Here is a 20,976-nt window from a genome sequence, read left to right on the forward strand (position 1 = left end):
TCTTGGCCAAGGTCAAGACGGCAAAGACGGTCTACTCGTGCTCTGAGTGCGGCGCCGTTTCGCCCAAATGGCAGGGGCAGTGTCCCGGCTGTGGGGTCTGGAACACGCTTGTGGAGACGATCGCGGAAAGCGGCACCACGACACAAAGCCGTTTTGCGGCACTCGGCGGCACCTCTACACTGCAGACGCTCTCCGAGATTGAGGCGCGCGAAGAGGACAGGCTGCCGACCGGCATTGCCGAGTTCGACCGGGCGCTGGGCGGTGGTTTGGTCGCCGGCGGGGTTGTACTGCTCGGCGGCGATCCCGGCATCGGGAAGAGCACCTTGTTGCTGCAGGCGCTGACCGAACTTTCGTATGCCAGCCATGTACTCTATGTGAGCGGCGAGGAATCGGGACAGCAGATTGCGATGCGTGCGCGCCGCCTAGCGCTCGACACAAAGCAACTCAAGCTCCTGGCGGAGATCAATCTCGAAAAGATCCTCGGCACCTTGCAGGCGGTCAAGCCGCAAGTTGCTGTGATCGACTCGATCCAGACGCTCTGGTCGGAACAACTCAGCTCTGCGCCCGGTTCGGTAGCGCAGGTCAGGGAATGTGCGGCGCAGCTCACGCGGCTGGCCAAGCAGAGCGGAACGACAATCATCCTGATCGGCCATGTGACCAAAGAAGGCGCGCTCGCCGGGCCGCGCGTACTGGAACACATCGTCGATACCGTGCTCTACTTCGAGGGCGACACGCACTCCAGCTTCCGTCTCATCCGTGCCGTCAAGAACCGTTACGGAGCGGTGAATGAGATCGGCGTTTTCGCGATGACCGACAAGGGGCTCAAAGGTGTGAACAACCCGTCGGCGATGTTCCTGTCGCAACATGGGCACGAGGTCGCCGGTTCCTGTGTCATGGTGACGCAGGAAGGAACGCGGCCGCTGCTCGTCGAAATCCAGGCCCTCGTCGACCAATCGCATGGAAATCCGCGGCGCCTGACCGTAGGGCTCGATGCGCAGCGTTTAGCGATGCTGCTTGCCGTCCTGCACCGGCATGCGGGGATCGTCTGTTTCGACCAGGACGTCTTCGTAAATGCCGTCGGCGGCGTCAAGATTGGCGAACCGGCGGCCGATTTGCCGGTGCTGCTGGCGATCGTCTCGTCGATGAAGAACCGGCCGCTTCCGACCAAGCTCATCGTTTTCGGTGAAGTCGGCCTCGCTGGCGAGGTGCGCCCGGCACCACGCGGGCAGGAGCGCCTGAAGGAAGCGGCAAAGCTTGGTTTTACCCGGGCGTTGGTTCCGGAGGCGAACCGGCCGAAGCTGGCGATCGCGGGCCTTGAGGTGATCGCCGTGCGGCGCGTCGAAGAGGCCGTCGAGCGGCTGCGCGAACTCGAGTAACCCGCACGCGCGTATCGGCTTTTCGCGGGCCCAATTCACGGCGGAGAACTGGATACCATGACCGTACTTCCTTTCGCCCTGCGTATGCTGCGGCGCGATGCGCGCGCGGGCGAACTGCGCTTGCTCGTGGCCGCGCTGGTTGTGGCTGTCGCGGCGCTTACCGCCGTGGGATTTTTCGCCGATCGAGTGCATCAAGCGCTGGCGCGTGAAGCGAACCAGTTGCTCGGCGCGGATCTGCTGCTTACGGCCGATCACCCATGGCCTGCAGGGATTCGCGAAGAAATCGGTCGGCGTGGATTGGCGCTGGCCGAAACGCGAACCTTCCCCAGCATGGTGACGTTTGGTGAAGGGGACGCCTCGCGGGCGCAATTCGCCGAGGTCAAGGCCGTCTCCGCCGGCTACCCTTTGCGCGGCCACCTGCGCATTGCGCCGCAACTCAATGTGGCCGACGCACCCGCGGACTCGGTGCCTGAGCCGGGAACCGTGTGGGTCGACGAACGGTTCGCGTCGGGGCTGGCGGTAGGCACTGGCGACGAGCTTGCTGTGGGCAGCCGCCGATTGCGCGTGGCGGCGGTGCTTACGCTCGAGCCGGATCGGGGCGTCAATTTCTTCAGCGTTGCGCCGAGGCTGCTGATGAACCTCGCCGATGTAGAATCCACCGGCCTTATCCAGCCCGGGAGCCGCGTCGCGTATCGCCTCTTGCTCGCCGGCGAAGATAAGGCGATCAAGCCGATGCGCGCGTGGTTCGAGAAACGATTGGGCCGTGGCGAACGTATCGAGGATGCGGAAAACGGGCGACCCGAGATCCGGCGCGCGCTCGAACGGTCACAGACCTTTCTCGGCCTGTCGGCGCTTCTTACCGCTGTCTTGGCTTCTGTCGCGGTGGCACTCGCTTCCCGGCGCTACATGCAACGCCATCTCGACCCATGTGCTGTCATGCGTTGTCTTGGTGCCACGCAGGCGTTCCTGCTGCGCGCATATCTCACGCAGTTCGCGGTACTCGGTGTGATTGCCGTCGTTGCCGGCTGCGGGATCGGTTACCTCGCCCATTTCGTCCTTCATGCCTGGCTTGCCGAACTGCTCGCTACGCCGTTGCCGGCTCCGTCATTCCTTCCGGCGTTGCAGGGCGCGGCGATCGGAATGGCGTTGCTGTTCGGCTTCTCTTTGCCTCCTTTGTTACAGCTCAAGCGCGTGTCGACGCTTCGCGTACTGCGTCGCGAGTTCCTTACCGGTTCATTGCCGCCGTCGCGGCTTGTCATCGGGTACGCGGCGGGATTCGCAATACTGGCAGCCCTGATGTTCTGGATGGCGGGCGAAGTCCGGCTAGGAACCTATGTCGTTGGTGGTTTTACGGCCGCGTTTGCCGTGTTCGCCCTCATTGCCCGTGGCGTCATCCGCCTTGCGGCGTCGGTACGCGGCGGCGCCCGCTCACGCAACGGGCAGGGTGGGATCGGGTGGCGTTACGGATTGGCGAGCCTGGAACGGAGGTCGTTCGCCAGCGTCGTGCAAATCGTCGCTTTGGCGCTCGGTTTCATGGCGTTGCTTCTGCTCACCGTGACGCGTAACGATCTGCTGGATGCATGGCGGCGGGCGATTCCTGCTGATGCGCCCAACCGCTTCGTGGTTAATATCCAGCCAGACCAGCTCGACGGCGTGCGCCACCTCTTCGTCGAAAATGGACTGCAGCCGGAGTTTGCGCCGATGATTCGCGGTCGCCTGACCCGTGTCAACGGCGTCGCGGTGGGCCCCGACGATTATGAGGATGAACGGGCAAAGCGCCTTGTCGATCGAGAATTCAATCTTTCCTACCGTGACGATCTTCCTGAAGGAAACGCAATCACGGCCGGACGGTGGTTCTCCTCCGCCGATGTGGGGCAGGGCGTAGCCTCCGTCGAGGACGGACTGGCAAAGACGCTACGCCTGAACGTCGGGGATCGGCTGGGGTTCGTCGTTGGCGGCGAACCCGTGGAAATGAAGATCGTGGGCCTGCGCAAGCTCGATTGGGATTCGATGCGGGTCAATTTCTTCGTGCTAACGCCGCCGGCCTTGCTGCGGGATTACCCCGCAAGCTGGATCACGAGCTTCTATTTGGCTCCGACTCAGGGTGATTTCGTCAACCGGCTCGTGCGAGAGTTTCCCAACCTGACCGTCGTCGACGTGGCGGCGATCGTACGCCAGTTGCAGTCGGTGATGGATCAAGTGGCGCGCGCTGTACAGTTCGTCTTCGTCTTCACGCTGCTGGCCGGGCTGATCGTGCTTTACGCCGCGCTCGTCTCGGCGGCCGAAGAGCGCCGCTACGAACTCGCAGTGATGCGCGCGCTCGGGGCACGGCGCGAACAGCTGCGACGTGCGTTGCTAGCGGAGTTTGCGGCTGTGGGGGCTTTGGCCGGGCTGATTGCCTCGGTGGGGGCGCTCATCGTCGGACAAGTGTTGGCGAGGAAGGCGTTCCAGTTCGAAGTGGCGATCAACTACGCTTTGCCTCTGGTGGCAATGCTCGCCGGTGCGGCGCTGGTCACCGCCGCCGGGTGGTTCGCCGCGGCACGCCTGATCGGCACGCCGCCGTTGGAAGCTTTACGAACGGGGTAGGTCGCTGCGCCGCAGGAGGAATACATAGCGGTCGCCAGCGCTCGTATCGAGCCAGATGAACGAAGTATCGGGAAACGCCCGCTCCAGTTCGTCGCGGTTGTGTCCGATCTCGACGACGAGGAGGCCATCGGGTTTCAGATGGGTGGCCGCTTCGGCAAGGAGCCGACGCACGAAATCCAGGCCGTCCTCGCCGCTGGCGAGCGCGAGCTGGGGTTCGCGCCGGTACTCTTCCGGCAGCGAGGCCATCGAGGCGGCGTTGACGTAAGGCGGATTCGAAATGATGACGTCGTACTTCTCGCTCGGGATCGCGGCGAAGGCATCCGATTCGACGAGGCGAACGCGCGCCGCAAGGTCGTAGTCATCGACATTGCGACGAGCGACGGCGAGCGCGTCGGCAGAAATATCCACGGCATCGACGGTGGACTCGGGAAAGGCGATGGCCGCGAGGATCGCAAGGCAGCCGGAACCTGTGCACAGATCGAGGACTTTGCCAACCGCCCAGGGATCTCCGATCCACGGGCTCAATTGCTCGCGCAACAATTCGGCGATGTGCGAACGCGGGATGATCACGCGCGGATCCACATAGAAGCGGTATTCGCCCAGCCAGGCCTCGTTCGTCAGGTACGCGGCTGGTAGCCGTTCGGTGATGCGGCGCTCGATGATCTTGACGACGGCCAGCCGCTCTTCCTCGATGAGATGTGCGTCCATGAACGGTTCAAGCCGGTCGAGCGGCAGATGCAGCGTGTGCAGCAGGAGGTAGGCCGCTTCGTCCCAGGCGTTGTCGGTCCCGTGGCCGAAGAACAATCCGCCGGCATTGAAGCGGCTGACGGCGAAGCGCATGTAGTCGCGCAGCGTCGAGAGTTCCTTATGGGCTTGCTCAATCATGGCGTTGCCTCGTCCGGTAGCAATTGTTCCAGCAGGCGGCGGTAGATGGCGGAAAGCCGCACCAAGTCGTCGATATCGACGTGTTCGTCGATCTTGTGAATGCTCGCGTTCACCGGGCCGATTTCCACGACTTCCCGGCAAACCTCGGCGATGAAGCGCCCGTCGGATGTGCCGCCGCTCGTTGACAGTTCGGCCGTGATTCCCGTTTCCGTCCGGATGGCGTCTATGGCGGCGTCAACCAGCGGGCCGCGCCCGGTCACAAAGGGCTTGGCGCCCAACGTCCACACGACTTCGTAGTCGAGTCCGTGTCGATCGAGCACCGCGCAGAATTTGTCCTTCAACCCGTCCGGCGTGCTCGCGGTGGCAAAGCGAAAATTGAACAGGATCTCGACGCTGCCCGGAATGACGTTGCCAGCCCCTGTACCGCCGTGAATGTTCGATATCTGCCACGTCGTCGGCGGGAAAAACTCATTGCCTCGATCCCATTCGATGGTGGCGAGTTCAGCGATCGCCGGTGCCACGAGATGGATCGGGTTCTTCGCGAGATGCGGGTAGGCGATGTGGCCCTGGACGCCCTTAACGATCAGTTTGCCGGTCAGCGATCCGCGCCGGCCGTTCTTGATCGTGTCGCCTAGGCTTTCTACCGCCGTCGGCTCGCCGACCACGCAGTAATCGAGGGTTTCGCCGCGTGCCGCGAGCATTTCGGTGACTGCCACCGTTCCGTCCACGGCATCGCCTTCCTCGTCCGACGTGAGCAGCACGGCGATCGAACCGGTGTGTTGTGGATGCGCGGCGACGAAGGCTTCGATGGCTGTGACGAAGGCGGCCAGCGGTCCCTTCATGTCGGCGGCACCGCGCCCATAGAGTTTGCCGTTGCGCCGGGTGGGGGTGAAAGGCGGGCTCTGCCAACGCTCCGTCGGGCCGCTCGGAACGACGTCGGTGTGGCCGGCAAAACAGAAGAGCGGGGCGCGTATGCCGCGGCGTGCCCAGAGATTCGTCACGCCGCCGCGATTGACGAACTCACAGGCGAATCCAGCGCATTCGAGATGCTGTGCGATGAGCGCCATGCAGCCGGCATCGTCCGGGGTTACCGAGGGGCAGGAAATGAGTTGTTCGGCGAGCGCAAGGGCTGCCGCGGGAGGATTCGCTGGGTCGGAATCGGGCATTTCAGGAAGGTTCGTGGGCTTCGTTCAGGCTGAGCGAAAACTCGGTAAAGGAGGCGCCGCCATCGGTGGTTTCTGCGAAATCAAGCGGTGTTTCGTTGCGCCGCTCATCTTTGTTCGCGTTGCTCGAAATCTCCGAGTTGTTGATCAGCCAGGACAGGTTGGTCGGCGAGTCGGCGTTGCCAAGCGCTTCATCGAGCGTGATCGTACCTTCCCGGTAAAGGCGGAACAGGTCCTGCTCGAAAGTCTGCGATCCCGGTGCAAGGCTCTGCTCCATCGCCTCTTTGATGGCAAGAACTTCGCCGCGTTCGATGAGTTCCTGAATATGGCGCGTGTTGAGCAGGACTTCCGCCGCTGGCGTCCGTTTGCCGTCCGGCTTACGTACCAGGCGCTGCGAGATGATTGCCTTCAGGCTCGCCGACAGGTCGAGGTAGAGGGAAGTCCGGTTCTCGAGCGGGAAGAAGTTGATGACGCGGTTGAGGGCGTGGTAGCTGTTGTTGGCGTGTAGGGTGGCAAGGCAAAGGTGGCCGGTCTGCGCGTACGCGATCGCCGCCTGCATTGTTTCTTTGTCGCGGATTTCGCCGATCAGGATGCAATCCGGTGCCTGGCGCATGGCGTTCTTCAACGCCGGCTCCCAGCCGAGCGTATCCATGCCGAGTTCGCGCTGGTTGACGATCGACTTCTTGTGCCGGAAGAGAAACTCGATCGGATCCTCGATCGTCAGGATGTGGCCGCTGCGGTTCGCGTTGCGGTGGTCGAGCATCGATGCGATGGTGGTCGACTTGCCCGAACCCGTCGCACCGACGATCAGGATGAGGCCGCGCTTCTCCATCACGAGGTCGGCGAGCACAGGCGGTAAATTCAGCGTATCGAGGGCCGGGATGTTGCCGAGAATGTAGCGCACGACAATCGAGATCGAGGCCCGTTGGCGGAAGATGTTGACGCGGAAGTTGCCGACATTCGGAACGCCGAAGGAGAGGTTCATCTCCATCGTCGCTTCGAACGTCTTGAGTTGGTCCGGTGACATCAACTCGAAGGCGATCTTCTCGATCATTCCCGAATCCATCACCTGCTGATTGACCGGGACGGTGCTTCCCTGAATCTTGATGTGGATCGGTACGCCGGCAGAAATGAAGATGTCCGAAGCCTGCCGCTCGGCCATTAGCTGGAATAGTTTGTCCAGAATCATGAAATCCCCGCCGGGTGGAGTACGAGTTTTGAGATGTCAGTCGCCGCGAAGCAGATCGTTGATACTTGTCTTGGCGCGCGTCTTGGCGTCTACTTTCTTGACGATGACGGCGCAATACAGGCTGTAGGTGCCGTCCTTCGAAGGTAGGTTGCCGGAAACGACCACGGATCCCGGCGGAATACGGCCGTAGCTCACCTCGCCAGTTTCGCGGTCGTAGATCTTAGTCGATTGGCCGATGTACACGCCCATCGAAATCACCGAACCTTCGCCGACGATGACGCCCTCGACAACCTCGGAGCGCGCCCCGATAAAGCAGTTGTCCTCAATGATCGTCGGATTCGCCTGTAGCGGTTCCAAAACGCCACCGATGCCGACGCCGCCGGAGAGGTGCACGTTCTTGCCAATCTGTGCGCACGAACCGACTGTGGCCCAGGTATCGACCATGGTGCCCTCGTCGACATACGCTCCGATATTCACGTACGACGGCATTAACACCACGTTCTTGCCGATGAAGCTGCCACGCCGAGCCGTAGCGGGAGGGACGACCCGGAACCCGCCGCGACGGAATTTCTCCGTATCATACTGGGCGAATTTCGTCGGTACTTTGTCGAAATAGCGCATCGGGCCATTGTCCAGCAGCACGTTGTCTTCGAGGCGGAAAGAGAGCAGGACGGCCTTCTTGATCCACTGGTGGGTAATCCACTCGCCCCCGATCTTCTCGGCGACGCGCAAGGTGCCGGCGTCAAGCTCGGCGAGAACCTTGCTGACCGCTTCGCCGACGCGGGCCGGGGCCGTGCCGGGTTGCAGCGCGGCACGGTCTTCCCACGCTTCTTCGATGATCTGCTGGAATTCCTGCATGTTGGCTATTTCCTAAAGGTGTGAGACGAATTGACGAATCCGGTGCGCGGCTTCCAGGCAGTCAGCAAGCGGGGCCACGAGCGCAATGCGCACGAAGCCAGCGCCCGGGTTGACGCCGCCAGCATCGCGGGCGAGGAAACTGCCCGGTAGAACATAGACATTATAATCAGCGACCAGGGCACGGGCGAACTCGGTGTCCGCCATCGGTGTTCTCGCCCACAGGTAGAAGCTTGCGTCGGGCATGCCTGTGCCGAGGACTTCGGCCAACAATGGCGTCACCGCTTCAAACTTCTCGCGGTATTGCCGGCGGTTGGCAACGACGTGGGTTTCCTCTTTCCACGCGGCGATGCTTGCCGCCTGGATCGCTGGGCTCATCGCGCTGCCGTGATACGTGCGGTAGAGCAGAAACGCCTTCAGGATCGCGGGGTCGCCGGAGACAAAACCTGAGCGCATCCCCGGGACATTGGAACGTTTCGATAGGCTCGAGAGCATGATCAAGCGGTCGAAGCCGCGCCCGAGTTGCTTGGCGGCCTGCATGCCGCCAAGCGGCGGGTGGCCTTCTTCGAAGTAGATTTCCGAATAGCATTCATCCGAAGCAATGACGAAGCCATATTTGTCCGAAAGCGTGAACAACTTCCGCCAATCTTCAAGGTTCAGGACTTTGCCGGTCGGATTTGCTGGCGAACAGACGAACATCAGTTGAACGCGGCGCCATTCGTCCTCGCTCAGACTGTCATAATCGAACGCGTAGCCGTTGCCAGGCAGCGTGTTGAGGAAGCGCGGTTCGGCCCCGGCAAGGTACGCCGCGCCCTCGTAGATCTGGTAGAACGGATTCGGGCTGACGACCAGCGGCACGTAGCCGCGCGACGGGTCGATGATGGTCTGCGTCAGGGCGAACAGCGCTTCGCGCGAGCCGTTGATCGGGAGTACCTGCGTGTCCGGGTCGATGCCGGACAATCCATAACGGCGCTCCATCCATTCGACAATTGCCGTGCGCAGAGCCGGGATGCCGAGCGTGTTAGGATACGACGCCAATCCGCCCAAGGCCTTGGTCAAGGCTCCCTTGATGAAGTCGGGTGTCGGATGCTGAGGTTCGCCGATCGACAACCGTATTTCCCGCAAGTCTCGATTAGGCGTGGTTCCAGCGAGCAGTTGGCGCAGTTTTTCGAATGGGTAAGTTTGCAGCTTGGTCAGGTGGGGATTCACGGTGTTTGTTCGAATCGATATCGAGCGCCCGATTATACGGGGCATCGGCTGATGGCGGAAAGGCAGGCAAGCGCCATCGGCGTCCGGGAAAAGAGCGCGGCCATCGTTTCGCTGCTTACGGGAGCACTCGTCTGGGGCGTCATTTGGTATCCCTACAGGGTTTTGCGCGATATGGGGATCGATGGCGTGGTCGCCTCGGCCATCACGTATGCGGTGGCTTTTGTGCTCGGGCTGTTCTTCTTCCGACGGTCCTTCGCCGGCATCAAACCTGGCTGGGTCCTGTTCTGGATTGCGTTGGCATCCGGCGGCTGCAACATCGGCTACGTCCTGGCTACGCTGGACGGCGAAGTGGTCCGCGTGCTGCTCCTCTTTTACCTTGCGCCGTTGTGGACCGTCCTGCTTTCCCGTCTTTTGCTCGGTGAGCGGCTCAATCGATACGGTATCTTCGTCGTCATATTGTCCTTGGGCGGCGCGATGACGATGCTCTGGGAACTGAGCGTCGGGCTGCCGGTGCCTCAGGACGCGGCCGACTGGTCCGGGCTTATCGCCGGGTTTTCGTTCGCTTCACTCAATGTGCTATCGCGCAAGGCGCACGGCGTGAGCATCGAGTTGAAGGCTATGGTTTCCTTTGCTGGCGCCGCGGTTGTAGCGTTGGCCTTGCTCCTGGCAGGTATTGGTATCCCGCAAGCACCATCATCATCGTCCGCGTGGCCTTTGTTGTTCGGAGTTGGCGCGGTTCTGTTGCTCGTTAATTTCGTCGTGCAATATGGACTCGTGCGTATTGCTTCGAATCGCGCCATTGTCATCCTGCTTTCTGAAGTCGGGTTTGCGGCGCTTTCGTCGTGGCTGCTTGCGGATGAGACGATCGGCTTGCGAGAATGGTTGGGTGGCGCGATGATCGTCGCCGCCAGCGTTTTCTCCGCAAAGATGGAATCCTGAGACGGCTGGCCTCCAGCCGGTATGTACGGCGCTTATCGAACAAGAAGCGGAACAGAGATGCGATCCAACATAACCACCATCGGTGGGGGTACCGGAACATTCAACGTGCTCTCCGGCCTTAGCAAGCACGCGCGCCACAACCTGGCAGCCATCGTCACGGTGGCCGATTCCGGAGGCTCTACCGGCGAGTTGCGGGACGAGTTCGGGATACTTCCGCCGGGCGATGTGCGCCGAGCGATCGTCGCCTTGTCGGAAGACACTGAGGTCGTGCGCCGTCTTTTCGAGTACCGCTTCAAGGTGGGAAAACGCATCGCCGGGCACACGATCGGCAACCTGCTGCTGACCGCGTTGACCGACATCATGGGGGACTTCGAACTCGGGATCGAAGAGCTCTCGGAGATGTTCAACGTGCGTGGCAAGGTCATCCCGGTCACGCTGGACAATGTAAGCCTCGGCGTAACTTTGGAGAATGGCGACCGGATCATCGGTGAGACCGACATCGACGTGCCCAAGCACGACGCCAATATCCCTATCCGTGATGTCTTCCTGCTCGGCGGCGGACGACTCAATCCACGCGCCAAGGAGGCAATCGAAAATTCCGATTATGTAATCGTCGGGCCCGGTGACCTGTATACCAGCATCGTGCCGAACTTGCTCTGCCATGGCATGTTCGACGCGATTCGCAACACGAAAGCGAAAATCGTCTACGTATGCAACATCATGACCAAGCACGGCGAGACCGATGGGTTCGCGGTCGAGGATTTCGTGCGTATCCTGGAACAGTACCTCGGCGAAGGAACGCTCGATTATGTGCTGGTGAACAACGGCGAACTGCGCGCCGATCTACTGGAGAAATACGAGTCAGAGGGTAAGGTGCCCGTGCGTCTGCGCGACCGTGATGGGCTGCAGCAGAAGGGCATCAAGGTCGTCGAGCGCGACTTCACAAGCGCCACCGACTATATCCGACACGATCCCCGCAAACTTGCGCGAACCATAGAAGATTTCGCTAGCGGCTGGATCAAATAGCCGCTGAGTCGATAAGAATCAGAATCGGTGAGGAAGAAGAGGACCGGAGGTCGGTCCTCTAAAAGCTCACTGCGCGCCGCAACACTGTTTGAATTTCTTGCCGCTGCCGCAAGGGCAGGGGTCGTTGCGCCCTACCTTTGGTGCGTCGCGGCGCACAGTTCCCGCTCCGCGCTTCGCTTTCCAGAAGCGATAAATGTCGACGACGGCTGCCGGCAGACCTTCCTCGCAGTCGTTTTCGAGTTTTTCTCGCTCCTCGCCATCGGGCCATTCCTCGCCGTGCTGCTTCGCCGCCGCCTCGGCTTCGCCCGTGAGAACCATTAGCGGAAACAGGCGCTCGTCGAGATGGGCAATTTCTTCGTGCGCGTCTTCGTCCTCAGTTCCGTCTTCTGTTTCACCGAGAAACTCGAACCAGTCTTCTTCCGAGTTATCGACGGCGGCCAGATACGCCTGGCACCAGGGAGTGTAGTCGCTGCGGCTCTCGTCATCTTCCTTGCCATACAGGAGCAGAACCGGCGGTTCACCGGCGGCGAGCTCCGCTTCGAGGGCCGTCGCAAATTTCCGCAGCAGATTGGCTGCCTCGAGCCCGACGCCGTTGTCGTAAGCGTCTTCGGCGCCGAGGACATCGGTCAGCCAAATGCTGTCCGGTATGGCCTGAGGACCCGAGAGGGCACCGCACAGGTAACCCTGGATCTCGTCGAGCCGCATCGCGTCGGGTAAGGCAGGATCGTCGAGGAGCGTCTCAAGGCGGTCGAGTTCTTCGTCGGGCAATTGGGCGCGCGGAGACGGTGTGTCGTCATTGGCCATGAATTTATCCCCGTGTCGTCGATTGGCTGTCGAATTCGGCGAGATCCACGCGCGGCTCGGGCTTCCACCCTTTCTTGCGGTGCTCGGCGACGACATTCGTGAAAATGCCGCCGCGAACATAGAACTTGGCCGTAACGCGCATGAAGCGCGGCTTCGTCGCCTTTACGAGGTCGTCGAGGATGCGATTCGTCACATCTTCGTGAAAACAGCCTTCGTTACGGAACGACCAGATGTAGAGCTTGAGGCTCTTGAGTTCGACGCAAGTCTTTTCGGGAATGTAGTCAAGGTTCAGTGTCGCAAAATCGGGCTGGCCAGTCTTCGGGCAGAGGCAGGTAAACTCCGGAATTTCCATATGAATATGGAAGTCGCGATGCGGGGCGGGATTGGGAAAGGTTTCGAGATTCTTCGAGGGCTGGGTCGTCATGGTCGGTCCGGGAAAACGAATCGGGCGGGCAAAATGTTATTATAGGCGCCCATCGAAGCCGGAACGATGCTGTTCCGCAGCAAAAAGCGTTTCCAGCAGAGTCGTTTATATCGCGCAGCCTCAGGGCTGCGTTCTATTTCATGCGCCTGACAAAACTCAAACTCGCCGGCTTCAAGTCTTTCGTCGACCCGACGACGATTGCCTTGCCGGGACAGCTTGTCGGTGTCGTAGGGCCGAACGGCTGTGGCAAATCCAACGTGATGGATGCCGTGCGCTGGGTGCTCGGCGAATCGAAGGCGTCCGAACTGCGCGGCGAATCGATGCAGGACGTGATCTTCAACGGCTCGGGAACGCGCAAGCCGGTTTCCCGTGCGGCGGTCGAACTCGTCTTCGACAACTCGTTGGGCCGCATTGCAGGGCAGTGGTCGCAATATGCCGAGTTGTCGGTCAAGCGGGTGCTCACTCGCGCCGGGCAGTCCGAGTACTACATCAACAACCTGCATGTCCGGCGCAAAGACGTAACCGACCTTTTTCTCGGAACGGGGTTGGGGCCCCGGGCGTACGCGATCATCGGTCAGGGGACGATTTCGCGCATTATCGAGGCGCGGCCGGATGAGCTGCGCATCTTTCTGGAAGAAGCCGCTGGCGTTACCAAGTACAAGGAGCGGCGCAAGGAAACCGAAGGCCGCCTCGCCGACACGCGTGAAAACCTGACGCGTGTCGAAGACATCCGAGTCGAACTCGGAACGCAAATGGAGCGCCTCGAAGGGCAGGCCGCTGTGGCCCGGCAGTACCGGGAATACAGCGACGAGCTGACGCGCAAGCAGCACCTCCTTTGGCTGTTGAAGCGCAACGACGCGCAGGCCGAGCGCGATCGGCTTGCGCGCGAGATCGAGCGGGCCACGATCGACCTCGAAGCTCAGACCGCTGCCCTGCGTGAGACCGAAGCCAAGGTAGAGGAGGCGCGCGAGAGCCATTTCGCCACGAGTGATGCGGTACATGCGGCGCAGAGCGAACTCTTTGCGGCCAACGCCGAGGTTGCTCGTCTCGAAGCGGAGATTCGCCACCGCCGCGAATCGCAGCAGGAGTATGAGTCTCGCCTTGTTCAGTTGGCGGATGACAAGGAACACTGGCTGGGCCAAGTCGAGAGGCTGGAAGCCGATCACGTTCGCTGGACCGATCTTTCGGCGCTCGCTGATGAGCGGGTCGAGCAGGGCGAGATGCGCCTCGCTGCGCAGCAGGAACGACTGCCGATGGCGGAAGAGGCACACGCCCAAGCTCAGGAAGAAGTGAACGGGCAACGTAGCATTCTTGCCCAAGCCGAACAAAGGCTTCAGGTCGAACAGACAAACCGTGCGCATGCGCAACGCTCTTTGCAGATTATCGCCGGTCGGCGCGACCGTCTCATGCAAGAACGGGACGCTTTGCCGGTTCCGGACAGCGCGGAGTTCGAACTCAAGCAGGAAACGCTCGCGGTGCTACGCGAGCGGATTACCGAGGCGCAGGAATCCGTCACCGAATGCCAGCGGCAGATTCCGGAAGTCGAACAGCAGCGCCGTGACGTTCTTGCCGCCGTTCAGCATGCTCAGCGCGAACGCGCTGAAGCGCATGCCCGGCGCGCGGCACTCGAGCAGTTGCAGCGCCGCGTTCAGGGCGACGGAAAGCTGGCTGACTGGCTGCGCCGCCATCATTTGGACCAGCGCCCACCGCTCTGGAAGTTTCTGCATGTCGACGCCGGCTGGGATGACGCCGTAGAGGCTGTGCTGCGCGAACGCGTTGGCGCGCTCCACACGGATCACCCGGATCCGTCCTGGGGCAAGGATCGCCCGGGAAGCAAGTTGACATTGCTCGTCGCTGGCGACCAACCGGCAGTCGAAACCAGGGACGACAGCCTGTTAGCGAAAATCCGCTGTTCCGATTCTCGATTCGCGCCTGCGCTCGCCGATTGGTTGCGCGACGTTATGACCGCGCCGGATCTTGGCCATGCGTTGGTACACCGCGCAAGTCTCGCCGAAGGAGCCTGTTTCGTAACGCCGGGTGGCGACATCGTTACACAGCGCAGCGTGACCCTGTTCGCACCGGATGCCGCCGAACATGGCCTGCTCGAGCGTCAGCGTGAGATCGAAGATCTGGGCCGCCTGATCGAGCAGCGCGAAGACCGCGTCGAACAGGAGCAGGCTCGGCTGGCGGAAATCGAAGAGCGTCTTGTCGAAGCGCAAAATGCGTTGCAGGAGTCGCGTCAGCAACTCGACGAACTGCAGGAAAAAGCGCATGCGATTCAAGTCGAAACGCTGAAGCTTGCGCAGGCTCTCGACCGCTTCAAGGAGCGCCAAGCGCAAATCGACGCCAATATGGCAGAGATGGCGGCCGAGGAAGAAGGCGAGAACGAACGCTTGTTCGTTGCCGAGGAGGCGATCGAAGCGCAGCTGGAACAAATCCGCGAACACCAGGCCGTGCTTGATGTCGCCCGCGGTCGGCTGGAAGCGGCAGACCGAGCCTTGCGTGACGAGCGCGATCGGGTCAATAGCGTCGAGAAAGAACTGCGGGAAGCGCAATTCTCTCAGCGGGAATGCCAAAGCAAGATCGAGGAAATCGTGCGCAACCGCGAACTTGCTCAAAAGCAGGTTGCCCGCATTGTCGAAGAGCTGGAGCGGTGTGCTGAGAACGTCGACGCCATGCAGGCCGAAGACCTTGAACCGAAGCTGCAGGAGGCTCTCGATCATCGAGTTGCTCGTGAACACGGGTTGGCGGCTGCACGTGACGCGCTGGAAGCGGCGACGTCGGCATTGCGCGGCCTCGAAGAACAACGCATGAAGCTCGAGCAAGGACTGGAGCCACAGCGGGATCGTATCGGGGAACTCAAGCTGAAGGAACAGGCTGCGAGCCTCAGTTTCGATCAGCTCGCGGCGCAGCTCATCGAAGCGCAGGCCGATGAGCAAAGTTTGGCCGCAGAACTGACGGGAGCGAGGCCGGGACCACTCCAAAGCGCCATTACGTCTCTGCAGCGATCAATCGACGGCCTCGGCGCGGTGAACTTGGCGGCGCTCGATGAGCTCGAATCAGCCCGCGAACGCAAAGGCTACCTCGACGCGCAGTCGGAGGATTTGACGCAGGCGATGGAGACGCTGGAAAACGCCATCCGTCGCATCGATCGGGAAACGCGTGACTTGCTGCAGTCCACCTACGACGCGGTTAACCGCAGCTTCGGCGAGCTGTTTCCGACGCTTTTCGGCGGCGGTGAAGCCAAGTTGATTATGACCGGCGACGAAATCCTCGACGCGGGCGTACAGGTGATGGCGCAACCGCCGGGCAAGAAGAATTCCACGATCCATTTGTTGTCCGGGGGAGAAAAGGCACTTACCGCGATTGCCCTGGTCTTCTCGATGTTCCAGCTAAATCCAGCGCCGTTTTGCCTGCTTGACGAGGTGGATGCGCCGCTTGACGATACGAATACGGAGCGTTTTTGCGCCATGGTGCGCCGTATGTCGAACAACACTCAGTTCCTGTTTATCAGCCATAACAAGATTGCGATGGAGATGGCCGAACAACTCGTGGGCGTAACGATGCAGGAATCGGGTGTGTCACGCATCGTTGAAGTCGACATGGAAGAAGCGCTGCGCATGCGCGAGCAGATCGTTTAGGAATCCGACATGACGGAACTGCAAACAGGATTGGTCGGGCTCGGCGCCCTCGCTGTCGTCGGCGTTCTCGCCTACAACAAGTGGCAGGAGTACCGGCACAGGAAAGTCGCCGAGCAGGTTCTGGAGGCACGCCACAAGGATGTGCTTCTTGACGATCGCGCCAACGCCGCCGAGGAGCCGGTGGCCGAAATCGAACCGGGGCTCATGCCCCGGCGCAATACTATGGAAACGAGCGAGCAGCCGACTGCGATTCCAACGGCGAGGACAAGCGGAAACCGGCCGGTGCCGGTTGACCCCTCCGAACGTATCGAACCCGTTTTTCATGCTGAACCGGTGCTTGAGCCAACGGAGGTGTTGCCGGACAAAAGCTTGCTGCCCGTCGAGCCTCCCGCAACCAGGCAAGGCGCACAGCCCGATGCACCGGCTATCGCTACGCGATTGGCTGACCGAGCAGACGAGTCGGTGGTTGATCCTGGAAGAACCGTAGCCGCAGCGGCCGGTTCGGCCGGTACCAATGAGCCGGATCGGCGAGATCCAAGCCTCGCCAGCGGAACTCAAGAGGCGGCGGATGCCGTCGAACCGACGCACCTGCTTTCTCCTATGATCGACTATGTCGCTGTGCTGGAAGCGGCCGATGCAGCCCCTGCCAAGCAAATTCTCGCTTCGCAACGCCCGGCGTTGGCTCGCGTGCGCAAGCCGGTGCATTGGATCGGCTACAACGAACAGGTACGGGAGTGGGAACCGATCTCAGAAGACAGCCAGACTTTTTACCGGCGAGTCAGGGCGGGGTTGCAAGTTGTCAATCGACAAGGGCCCGTCAAGGACGTTGATCTTGCGACGTTCTGTACGGCCATGCAGGACCTCGCTGACGAGTTGATGGCCGTAGTCGATCTTCCGGCTCGGCAACCTGCGCTGCAGGCCGCGGCGACCCTCGACGAGTTCTGTGCCAACGTGGATATCCAAATCGGCATCAACGTGGTTAGCCAGGGGCAGGTTTTCCAGGGAACCAAGCTCCGAGCGCTGGCGGAGTCGGCAGGCATGGTGATGGATGGCAATGGGCGTTTCGTGCGTTTTGACGATGACGGCAACCTTCTATATGCCATGATCAACGTCGAAGATACGCGCTTTGTGCCCGAGGCAATGAAGAACATGGGGACCCACGGAGTGACCTTCCTTCTCGATGTTCCCTGCGTTTCCCACGGTGAACGTGTATTCAATCAGATGGTGGATCTTGCGCGGCGCTTTGCAGACGTACTGCATGGCGTGCTCGTCGACGACAACCGCCGTCCGCTCTCGGAAGCGGCGCTTGAGCCGATTCGTCGTCAGGTAGCCCAATTCCAGGCGACGATGGCGGCCCAAGGACTGCACGCCGGCGGCCCGCTCGCCCGTCGTCTTTTTTCCTGATTCGGGATAACGGGATAAGGCATGAGCGCCAGCGAACGCGTCCGTGAACTGAGGGCGCAGATCGAGGAGCACAACCGGCTCTATTACGAACTGGATGCGCCCACGATTCCGGATGCTGAATACGATCGCCTGTTCCGCGAATTGCAGGACCTCGAAGCGGCAAACCCGGATCTCGCGTCACCCGATTCCCCAACTCAACGCGTTGGGTCTGCGCCGGTAGCCCAGTTCCGTTCTGTCGCGCACCGCGTGCCGATGCTTTCGCTCAACAATGCTTTTTCGGACGAAGAGGTCGTGGCCTTCGACCGGCGAGTCCGCGATGGTCTTGGCGCGAAAGACGAGATTAGTTATTCAGCGGAGCCCAAGTTCGACGGGTTGGCGGTCACGCTGACGTACGAAAGTGGCGTCTTCGTGGCTGGCGCGACGCGCGGCGACGGTTTTACGGGGGAGGAGGTCACGGCGAACCTGAGAACCGTCGGCAATCTGCCTCTGCGACTGCGCGGCGAAGGATGGCCCAGGTTGCTGGAGGTTCGGGGCGAAGTGCTAATGTTGCGCAGCGATTTTGTGCGCTTGAACTCTCGCCAGCGTGAGAAGGGCGAAAAGGAATTCGTCAACCCGCGCAACGCCGCCGCTGGAAGTTTGCGCCAGCTTGATTCGCGGGTTACGGCAGGGAGGCCGCTTCGTTTTTTCGCCTATGGGGTCGGTGTTACCGATGGATTGCCCGCGCAACCTGAAACACACTCCGATTTGCTCGACCTCCTGTCATCGTGGGGCCTTCCCGTCGCAGGAGAACGACGACGCGTGAATGGAGCCGCTGGGCTGCTCGAGTACTACGTTGACATTGGAGCTAAGCGTTCGAGTCTGCCGTTCGATATCGACGGCGTCGTATACAAGCTCGATAATCTCGCCGGTCAGGAGCGCCTGGGCTTTGTGTCGCGTGCTCCACGTTTCGCCATCGCCCACAAGTTTCCGGCCGAGGAGGCGACGACGAAACTGCTTGGAGTCGACGTGCAGGTCGGTCGCACGGGGGCGTTGACTCCCGTGGCTCGACTGGCGCCGGTCTTCGTCGGCGGCGTGACGGTCACCAACGCCACGCTGCACAACGAAGACGAGGTGCGTCGGAAGGATGTCCGGATCGGGGATACGGTTGTCGTCCGCCGGGCGGGAGATGTCATTCCGGAGGTGGTGCGCGTCGTTACCGAACTTCGTCCCGCAGACGCGACTTCTTTTGTCATGCCGACCGACTGCCCAGTTTGCGGATCAAGCGTCGTACGTGCCGAAGACGAAGCAGTGGCTCGCTGTAGCGGCGGTTTGTATTGTCCGGCGCAGCGTAAACAAGCGCTGCTGCATTTTGCTTCCCGCCGAGCGATGGATATTGAGGGGTTGGGCGACAAGCTCGTCGAGCAACTCGTCGATACCCATGTAGTACGTACGCCGGCCGACCTGTACAAACTCGGCGTGACTGCTCTCATCGAACTGGAGCGCATGGCCGAGAAGTCGGCGATGAATCTCCTCGCGGCAATCGAGAAAAGCAAGCGGACGACGTTGGCGCGCTTCATCTATGCGTTGGGCATTCGTAATGTCGGAGAGACGACGGCGAAGGACCTCGCTCGGCATTTCGGTGTTCTCGACGGCATCATGATGGCGGATGAAGAGCAGCTGATGCGTGTCAGCGACGTCGGCCCGGTCGTGGCGCAATGCCTGCGACAGTTCTTCGCGGAGCCGCACAATATCGAGGTCGTGGAGCAGTTACGTGCTGCCGGGGTAACGTGGGAAGAAGGTGAGCCGACCGCAGCGCCGGGTGGGCCGGCGACTGGCAAGGTGTTCGTCCTGACTGGCACGCTGCCGTCGCTGACACGAGACGATGCAAAGGCGTTGATCGAATCGGCGGGAGGAAAAGTGAGCGGTTCGGTCTCCAAGAAGACCGATTACGTAGTGGCCGGCGCAGAGGCTGGATCAAAACTGGAAAAAGCTGAGCAACTCGGCATCGCCATCATTGATGAGGCACAATTGCGCGATTTGCTGAATCCCGAGGGGGAGATGAGGGATGAAAACTAGATCAAAAGCGGTGACTAAAGCCGTGTTCCCGGTTGCAGGCCTCGGCACGCGATTTCTGCCGGCGACAAAGGCGAGCCCGAAAGAGATGATGCCGATCGTCGACAAGCCGCTGATCCAGTACGCCGTGGAAGAAGCGGCGGCGGCGGGTATCACGGACATGGTTTTCGTGACTGGACGGACCAAGCGCGCCATCGAGGATCATTTCGACAAAGCGTACGAGCTCGAAACGGAACTCGCGCTTAAACGCAAATCGGAGATGCTTGAGTTCGTGCAAAATCTGCTGCCGCGCAATATCAATTGCGTTTATATCCGGCAGGCGGAAGCGCTAGGGCTTGGCCACGCCGTGCTGTGCGCGAAGCCGGTCATCGGCGACGAGCCGTTCGCCGTTCTGCTCGCGGACGATTTGCTTGATGGCGACCCGCCGGTGATGAAACAGATGACCGATATCTATGAGGCTCATGGCTGTTCGGTTCTAGGCGCACTCGATGTGCCGCGCGAAGAAACGGCCAGCTACGGAATCGTGAAGGGGCGTGCCGTTGCGGAGCGGCTGGAAAAGGTGGAAGCGATCGTAGAGAAGCCAAAACCCGATGCGGCGCCTTCGACGCAGGCAGTGGTCGGACGGTACATTCTCACCCCTCGTATTTTCCGGCATCTGGAGAGCGTGAAGCCCGGCTCAGGCGGCGAGATTCAGCTCACTGACGGGATTGCCTCCCTACTTGGCGAAGAGCAAGTTCTCGCGTATCGATACATCGGCAAACGTTTCGACTGCGGTTCCAAGCTTGGCTACTTGGAGGCTACCGTTGATTTTGGTCGCCGGCATCCGGAAGTCGGCGTCGCTTTTTCAAACTATCTGAAAACTTTGGATCAGGCATGACAACACCACACCTGGCGCGGGATCTTCTCGACGTCGCAGACGTAATCCATACGGCGGAGGAAGTCGCTGCCGGCGTTTCTCGCGTCGCGAAAGAAATTACAGAAAAATTGGGAGACTGCAATCCGCTGTTGCTCTGCGTGATGAGCGGCGGCGTACCCTTTGCCGGTCACCTCATGACGCAACTCGATTTCCCGCTGGAGTTCGATTACATGCACGTAACCCGATACGGGCAGGATACGTCAGGCGGTGCATTGTCCTGGCGGTCGGCTCCCTGGACGCCGGTCAAGGATAGAACGGTCCTCATTCTCGATGACATCCTCGATGAAGGGCTGACACTCGCGGCCATTGTGGAGCGCATGAACGAACTCGGGGCCAAGGCCTGCTATACCGCGGTCGCCACCGACAAGCTGAACGGAAAAAAGAAGCCGATCAAAGCGGATTTCGTTGCACTGACGGTCCCCGACCGTTTCGTCTTCGGTTACGGCATGGACGTCCGCGGCCTGTACCGCAACTTGCCGGCCATTTACGCTATGAAGGAAGAGTGAA

General features: G+C 61.0%; 16 protein-coding genes. 9 read left to right on the forward strand and 7 right to left on the reverse strand.

From position 1 onward, the window contains the following. Positions 1–2: 2 nt before the first annotated feature. Positions 3–1,376, forward strand: a complete 1,374-nt coding sequence (gene radA, locus NZ453_RS14745) for a DNA repair protein RadA (RefSeq protein ID WP_263771445.1) — start codon at positions 3–5, stop codon at positions 1,374–1,376. Between the two features lie 57 nt (positions 1,377–1,433). Further along, entirely contained in the window at positions 1,434–3,962 is a 2,529-nt protein-coding gene (locus NZ453_RS14750; protein ID WP_263771446.1) for an ABC transporter permease, read from the forward strand. Here the strand turns inward: NZ453_RS14750 and prmB are convergent. The 5 genes from prmB to dapC are packed head-to-tail and all read right to left on the reverse strand — an operon-like array spanning position 3,948 to position 9,263. Next, complete coding sequence (prmB, locus tag NZ453_RS14755) at positions 3,948–4,847, reverse strand: 50S ribosomal protein L3 N(5)-glutamine methyltransferase (RefSeq protein ID WP_263771447.1); 900 nt, start codon at positions 4,845–4,847, stop codon at positions 3,948–3,950. The genes NZ453_RS14750 and prmB overlap by 15 nt on opposite strands. Further along, positions 4,844–6,013 (reverse strand): succinyl-diaminopimelate desuccinylase, encoded by a 1,170-nt coding sequence (gene dapE / locus NZ453_RS14760; protein ID WP_263771448.1) that lies wholly within the window; start codon positions 6,011–6,013, stop codon positions 4,844–4,846. Before dapE ends, prmB begins: the two co-directional genes overlap by 4 nt. 1 nt (position 6,014) lies before the next feature. Further along, positions 6,015–7,199, reverse strand: a complete 1,185-nt coding sequence (locus NZ453_RS14765) for a PilT/PilU family type 4a pilus ATPase (RefSeq protein WP_263771449.1) — start codon at positions 7,197–7,199, stop codon at positions 6,015–6,017. A gap of 36 nt (positions 7,200–7,235) precedes the next feature. Beyond that, positions 7,236–8,057, reverse strand: a complete 822-nt coding sequence (gene dapD, locus NZ453_RS14770) for a 2,3,4,5-tetrahydropyridine-2,6-dicarboxylate N-succinyltransferase (RefSeq protein WP_263771450.1) — start codon at positions 8,055–8,057, stop codon at positions 7,236–7,238. Positions 8,058–8,069: 12 nt separating this feature from the next. Then, on the reverse strand, positions 8,070–9,263 hold the full coding sequence (dapC, locus tag NZ453_RS14775; RefSeq protein ID WP_263771451.1) for a succinyldiaminopimelate transaminase: 1,194 nt from the start codon (positions 9,261–9,263) through the stop codon (positions 8,070–8,072). Between the two features lie 51 nt (positions 9,264–9,314). Between dapC and NZ453_RS14780 the strand changes: the two genes are divergently transcribed. Then, positions 9,315–10,202 (forward strand): DMT family transporter, encoded by an 888-nt coding sequence (locus NZ453_RS14780; RefSeq protein ID WP_263771452.1) that lies wholly within the window; start codon positions 9,315–9,317, stop codon positions 10,200–10,202. A gap of 57 nt (positions 10,203–10,259) precedes the next feature. Then, positions 10,260–11,228 carry a gluconeogenesis factor YvcK family protein gene (locus NZ453_RS14785; RefSeq protein ID WP_263771455.1) on the forward strand — a complete coding sequence of 323 codons (969 nt, stop codon included), beginning with the start codon at positions 10,260–10,262 and terminating at the stop codon, positions 11,226–11,228. 66 nt (positions 11,229–11,294) lie between these two features. Here NZ453_RS14785 and NZ453_RS14790 read toward each other — a convergent pair whose 3' ends face one another. After that, a complete protein-coding gene (locus NZ453_RS14790) occupies positions 11,295–12,032 on the reverse strand; it encodes a UPF0149 family protein (protein ID WP_263771456.1) in 738 nt (245 codons plus the stop codon). A 4-nt stretch (positions 12,033–12,036) separates the two neighbouring features. Beyond that, the gene (gene queF / locus NZ453_RS14795; protein WP_263771457.1) at positions 12,037–12,456 is read right to left on the reverse strand and encodes a preQ(1) synthase; all 420 of its coding nucleotides are present in this window, start codon (positions 12,454–12,456) and stop codon (positions 12,037–12,039) included. Positions 12,457–12,596: 140 nt separating this feature from the next. Here queF and smc point away from each other — a divergent pair, with 140 nt between their 5' ends. From smc to NZ453_RS14820, 5 genes are read left to right on the forward strand one after another with little or no spacing between them, the layout of a single operon-like run. Beyond that, positions 12,597–16,097 (forward strand): chromosome segregation protein SMC, encoded by a 3,501-nt coding sequence (gene smc / locus NZ453_RS14800; RefSeq protein ID WP_263771458.1) that lies wholly within the window; start codon positions 12,597–12,599, stop codon positions 16,095–16,097. Between the two features lie 9 nt (positions 16,098–16,106). Further along, positions 16,107–17,501, forward strand: a complete 1,395-nt coding sequence (locus tag NZ453_RS14805) for a cell division protein ZipA C-terminal FtsZ-binding domain-containing protein (protein ID WP_263771459.1) — start codon at positions 16,107–16,109, stop codon at positions 17,499–17,501. A 21-nt stretch (positions 17,502–17,522) separates the two neighbouring features. Next, positions 17,523–19,556: an NAD-dependent DNA ligase LigA gene (ligA, locus tag NZ453_RS14810; RefSeq protein WP_263771460.1), complete on the forward strand. Its 2,034-nt coding sequence runs from the start codon at positions 17,523–17,525 to the stop codon at positions 19,554–19,556. Next, a complete protein-coding gene (gene galU, locus NZ453_RS14815; protein WP_263771461.1) occupies positions 19,546–20,430 on the forward strand; it encodes a UTP--glucose-1-phosphate uridylyltransferase GalU in 885 nt (294 codons plus the stop codon). Before ligA ends, galU begins: the two co-directional genes overlap by 11 nt. Next, positions 20,427–20,975: a hypoxanthine-guanine phosphoribosyltransferase gene (locus NZ453_RS14820; RefSeq protein WP_263771462.1), complete on the forward strand. Its 549-nt coding sequence runs from the start codon at positions 20,427–20,429 to the stop codon at positions 20,973–20,975. The genes galU and NZ453_RS14820 overlap by 4 nt, the downstream gene beginning before the upstream one ends. Position 20,976 lies beyond the last annotated feature (1 nt).

This window comes from Propionivibrio soli, assembly GCF_025770765.1.
Taxonomy (GTDB): domain Bacteria; phylum Pseudomonadota; class Gammaproteobacteria; order Burkholderiales; family Rhodocyclaceae; genus Propionivibrio; species Propionivibrio soli.

Bases quoted from the DNA above. Each gene is read 5' to 3' on its own strand.
- queF (WP_263771457.1), bottom strand. From the start codon at position 12,456: ATGACGACCCAGCCCTCGAAGAATCTCGAAACCTTTCCCAATCCCGCC.
- NZ453_RS14750 (WP_263771446.1), top strand. From the start codon at position 1,434: ATGACCGTACTTCCTTTCGCCCTGCGTATGCTGCGGCGCGATGCGCGC.
- NZ453_RS14785 (WP_263771455.1), top strand. From the start codon at position 10,260: ATGCGATCCAACATAACCACCATCGGTGGGGGTACCGGAACATTCAAC.
- NZ453_RS14790 (WP_263771456.1), bottom strand. From the start codon at position 12,032: ATGGCCAATGACGACACACCGTCTCCGCGCGCCCAATTGCCCGACGAA.
- ligA (WP_263771460.1), top strand. From the start codon at position 17,523: ATGAGCGCCAGCGAACGCGTCCGTGAACTGAGGGCGCAGATCGAGGAG.
- NZ453_RS14805 (WP_263771459.1), top strand. From the start codon at position 16,107: ATGACGGAACTGCAAACAGGATTGGTCGGGCTCGGCGCCCTCGCTGTC.
- NZ453_RS14765 (WP_263771449.1), bottom strand. From the start codon at position 7,199: ATGATTCTGGACAAACTATTCCAGCTAATGGCCGAGCGGCAGGCTTCG.
- NZ453_RS14820 (WP_263771462.1), top strand. From the start codon at position 20,427: ATGACAACACCACACCTGGCGCGGGATCTTCTCGACGTCGCAGACGTA.
- galU (WP_263771461.1), top strand. From the start codon at position 19,546: ATGAAAACTAGATCAAAAGCGGTGACTAAAGCCGTGTTCCCGGTTGCA.
- prmB (WP_263771447.1), bottom strand. From the start codon at position 4,847: ATGATTGAGCAAGCCCATAAGGAACTCTCGACGCTGCGCGACTACATG.
- smc (WP_263771458.1), top strand. From the start codon at position 12,597: ATGCGCCTGACAAAACTCAAACTCGCCGGCTTCAAGTCTTTCGTCGAC.
- dapE (WP_263771448.1), bottom strand. From the start codon at position 6,013: ATGCCCGATTCCGACCCAGCGAATCCTCCCGCGGCAGCCCTTGCGCTC.
- dapD (WP_263771450.1), bottom strand. From the start codon at position 8,057: ATGCAGGAATTCCAGCAGATCATCGAAGAAGCGTGGGAAGACCGTGCC.
- NZ453_RS14780 (WP_263771452.1), top strand. From the start codon at position 9,315: ATGGCGGAAAGGCAGGCAAGCGCCATCGGCGTCCGGGAAAAGAGCGCG.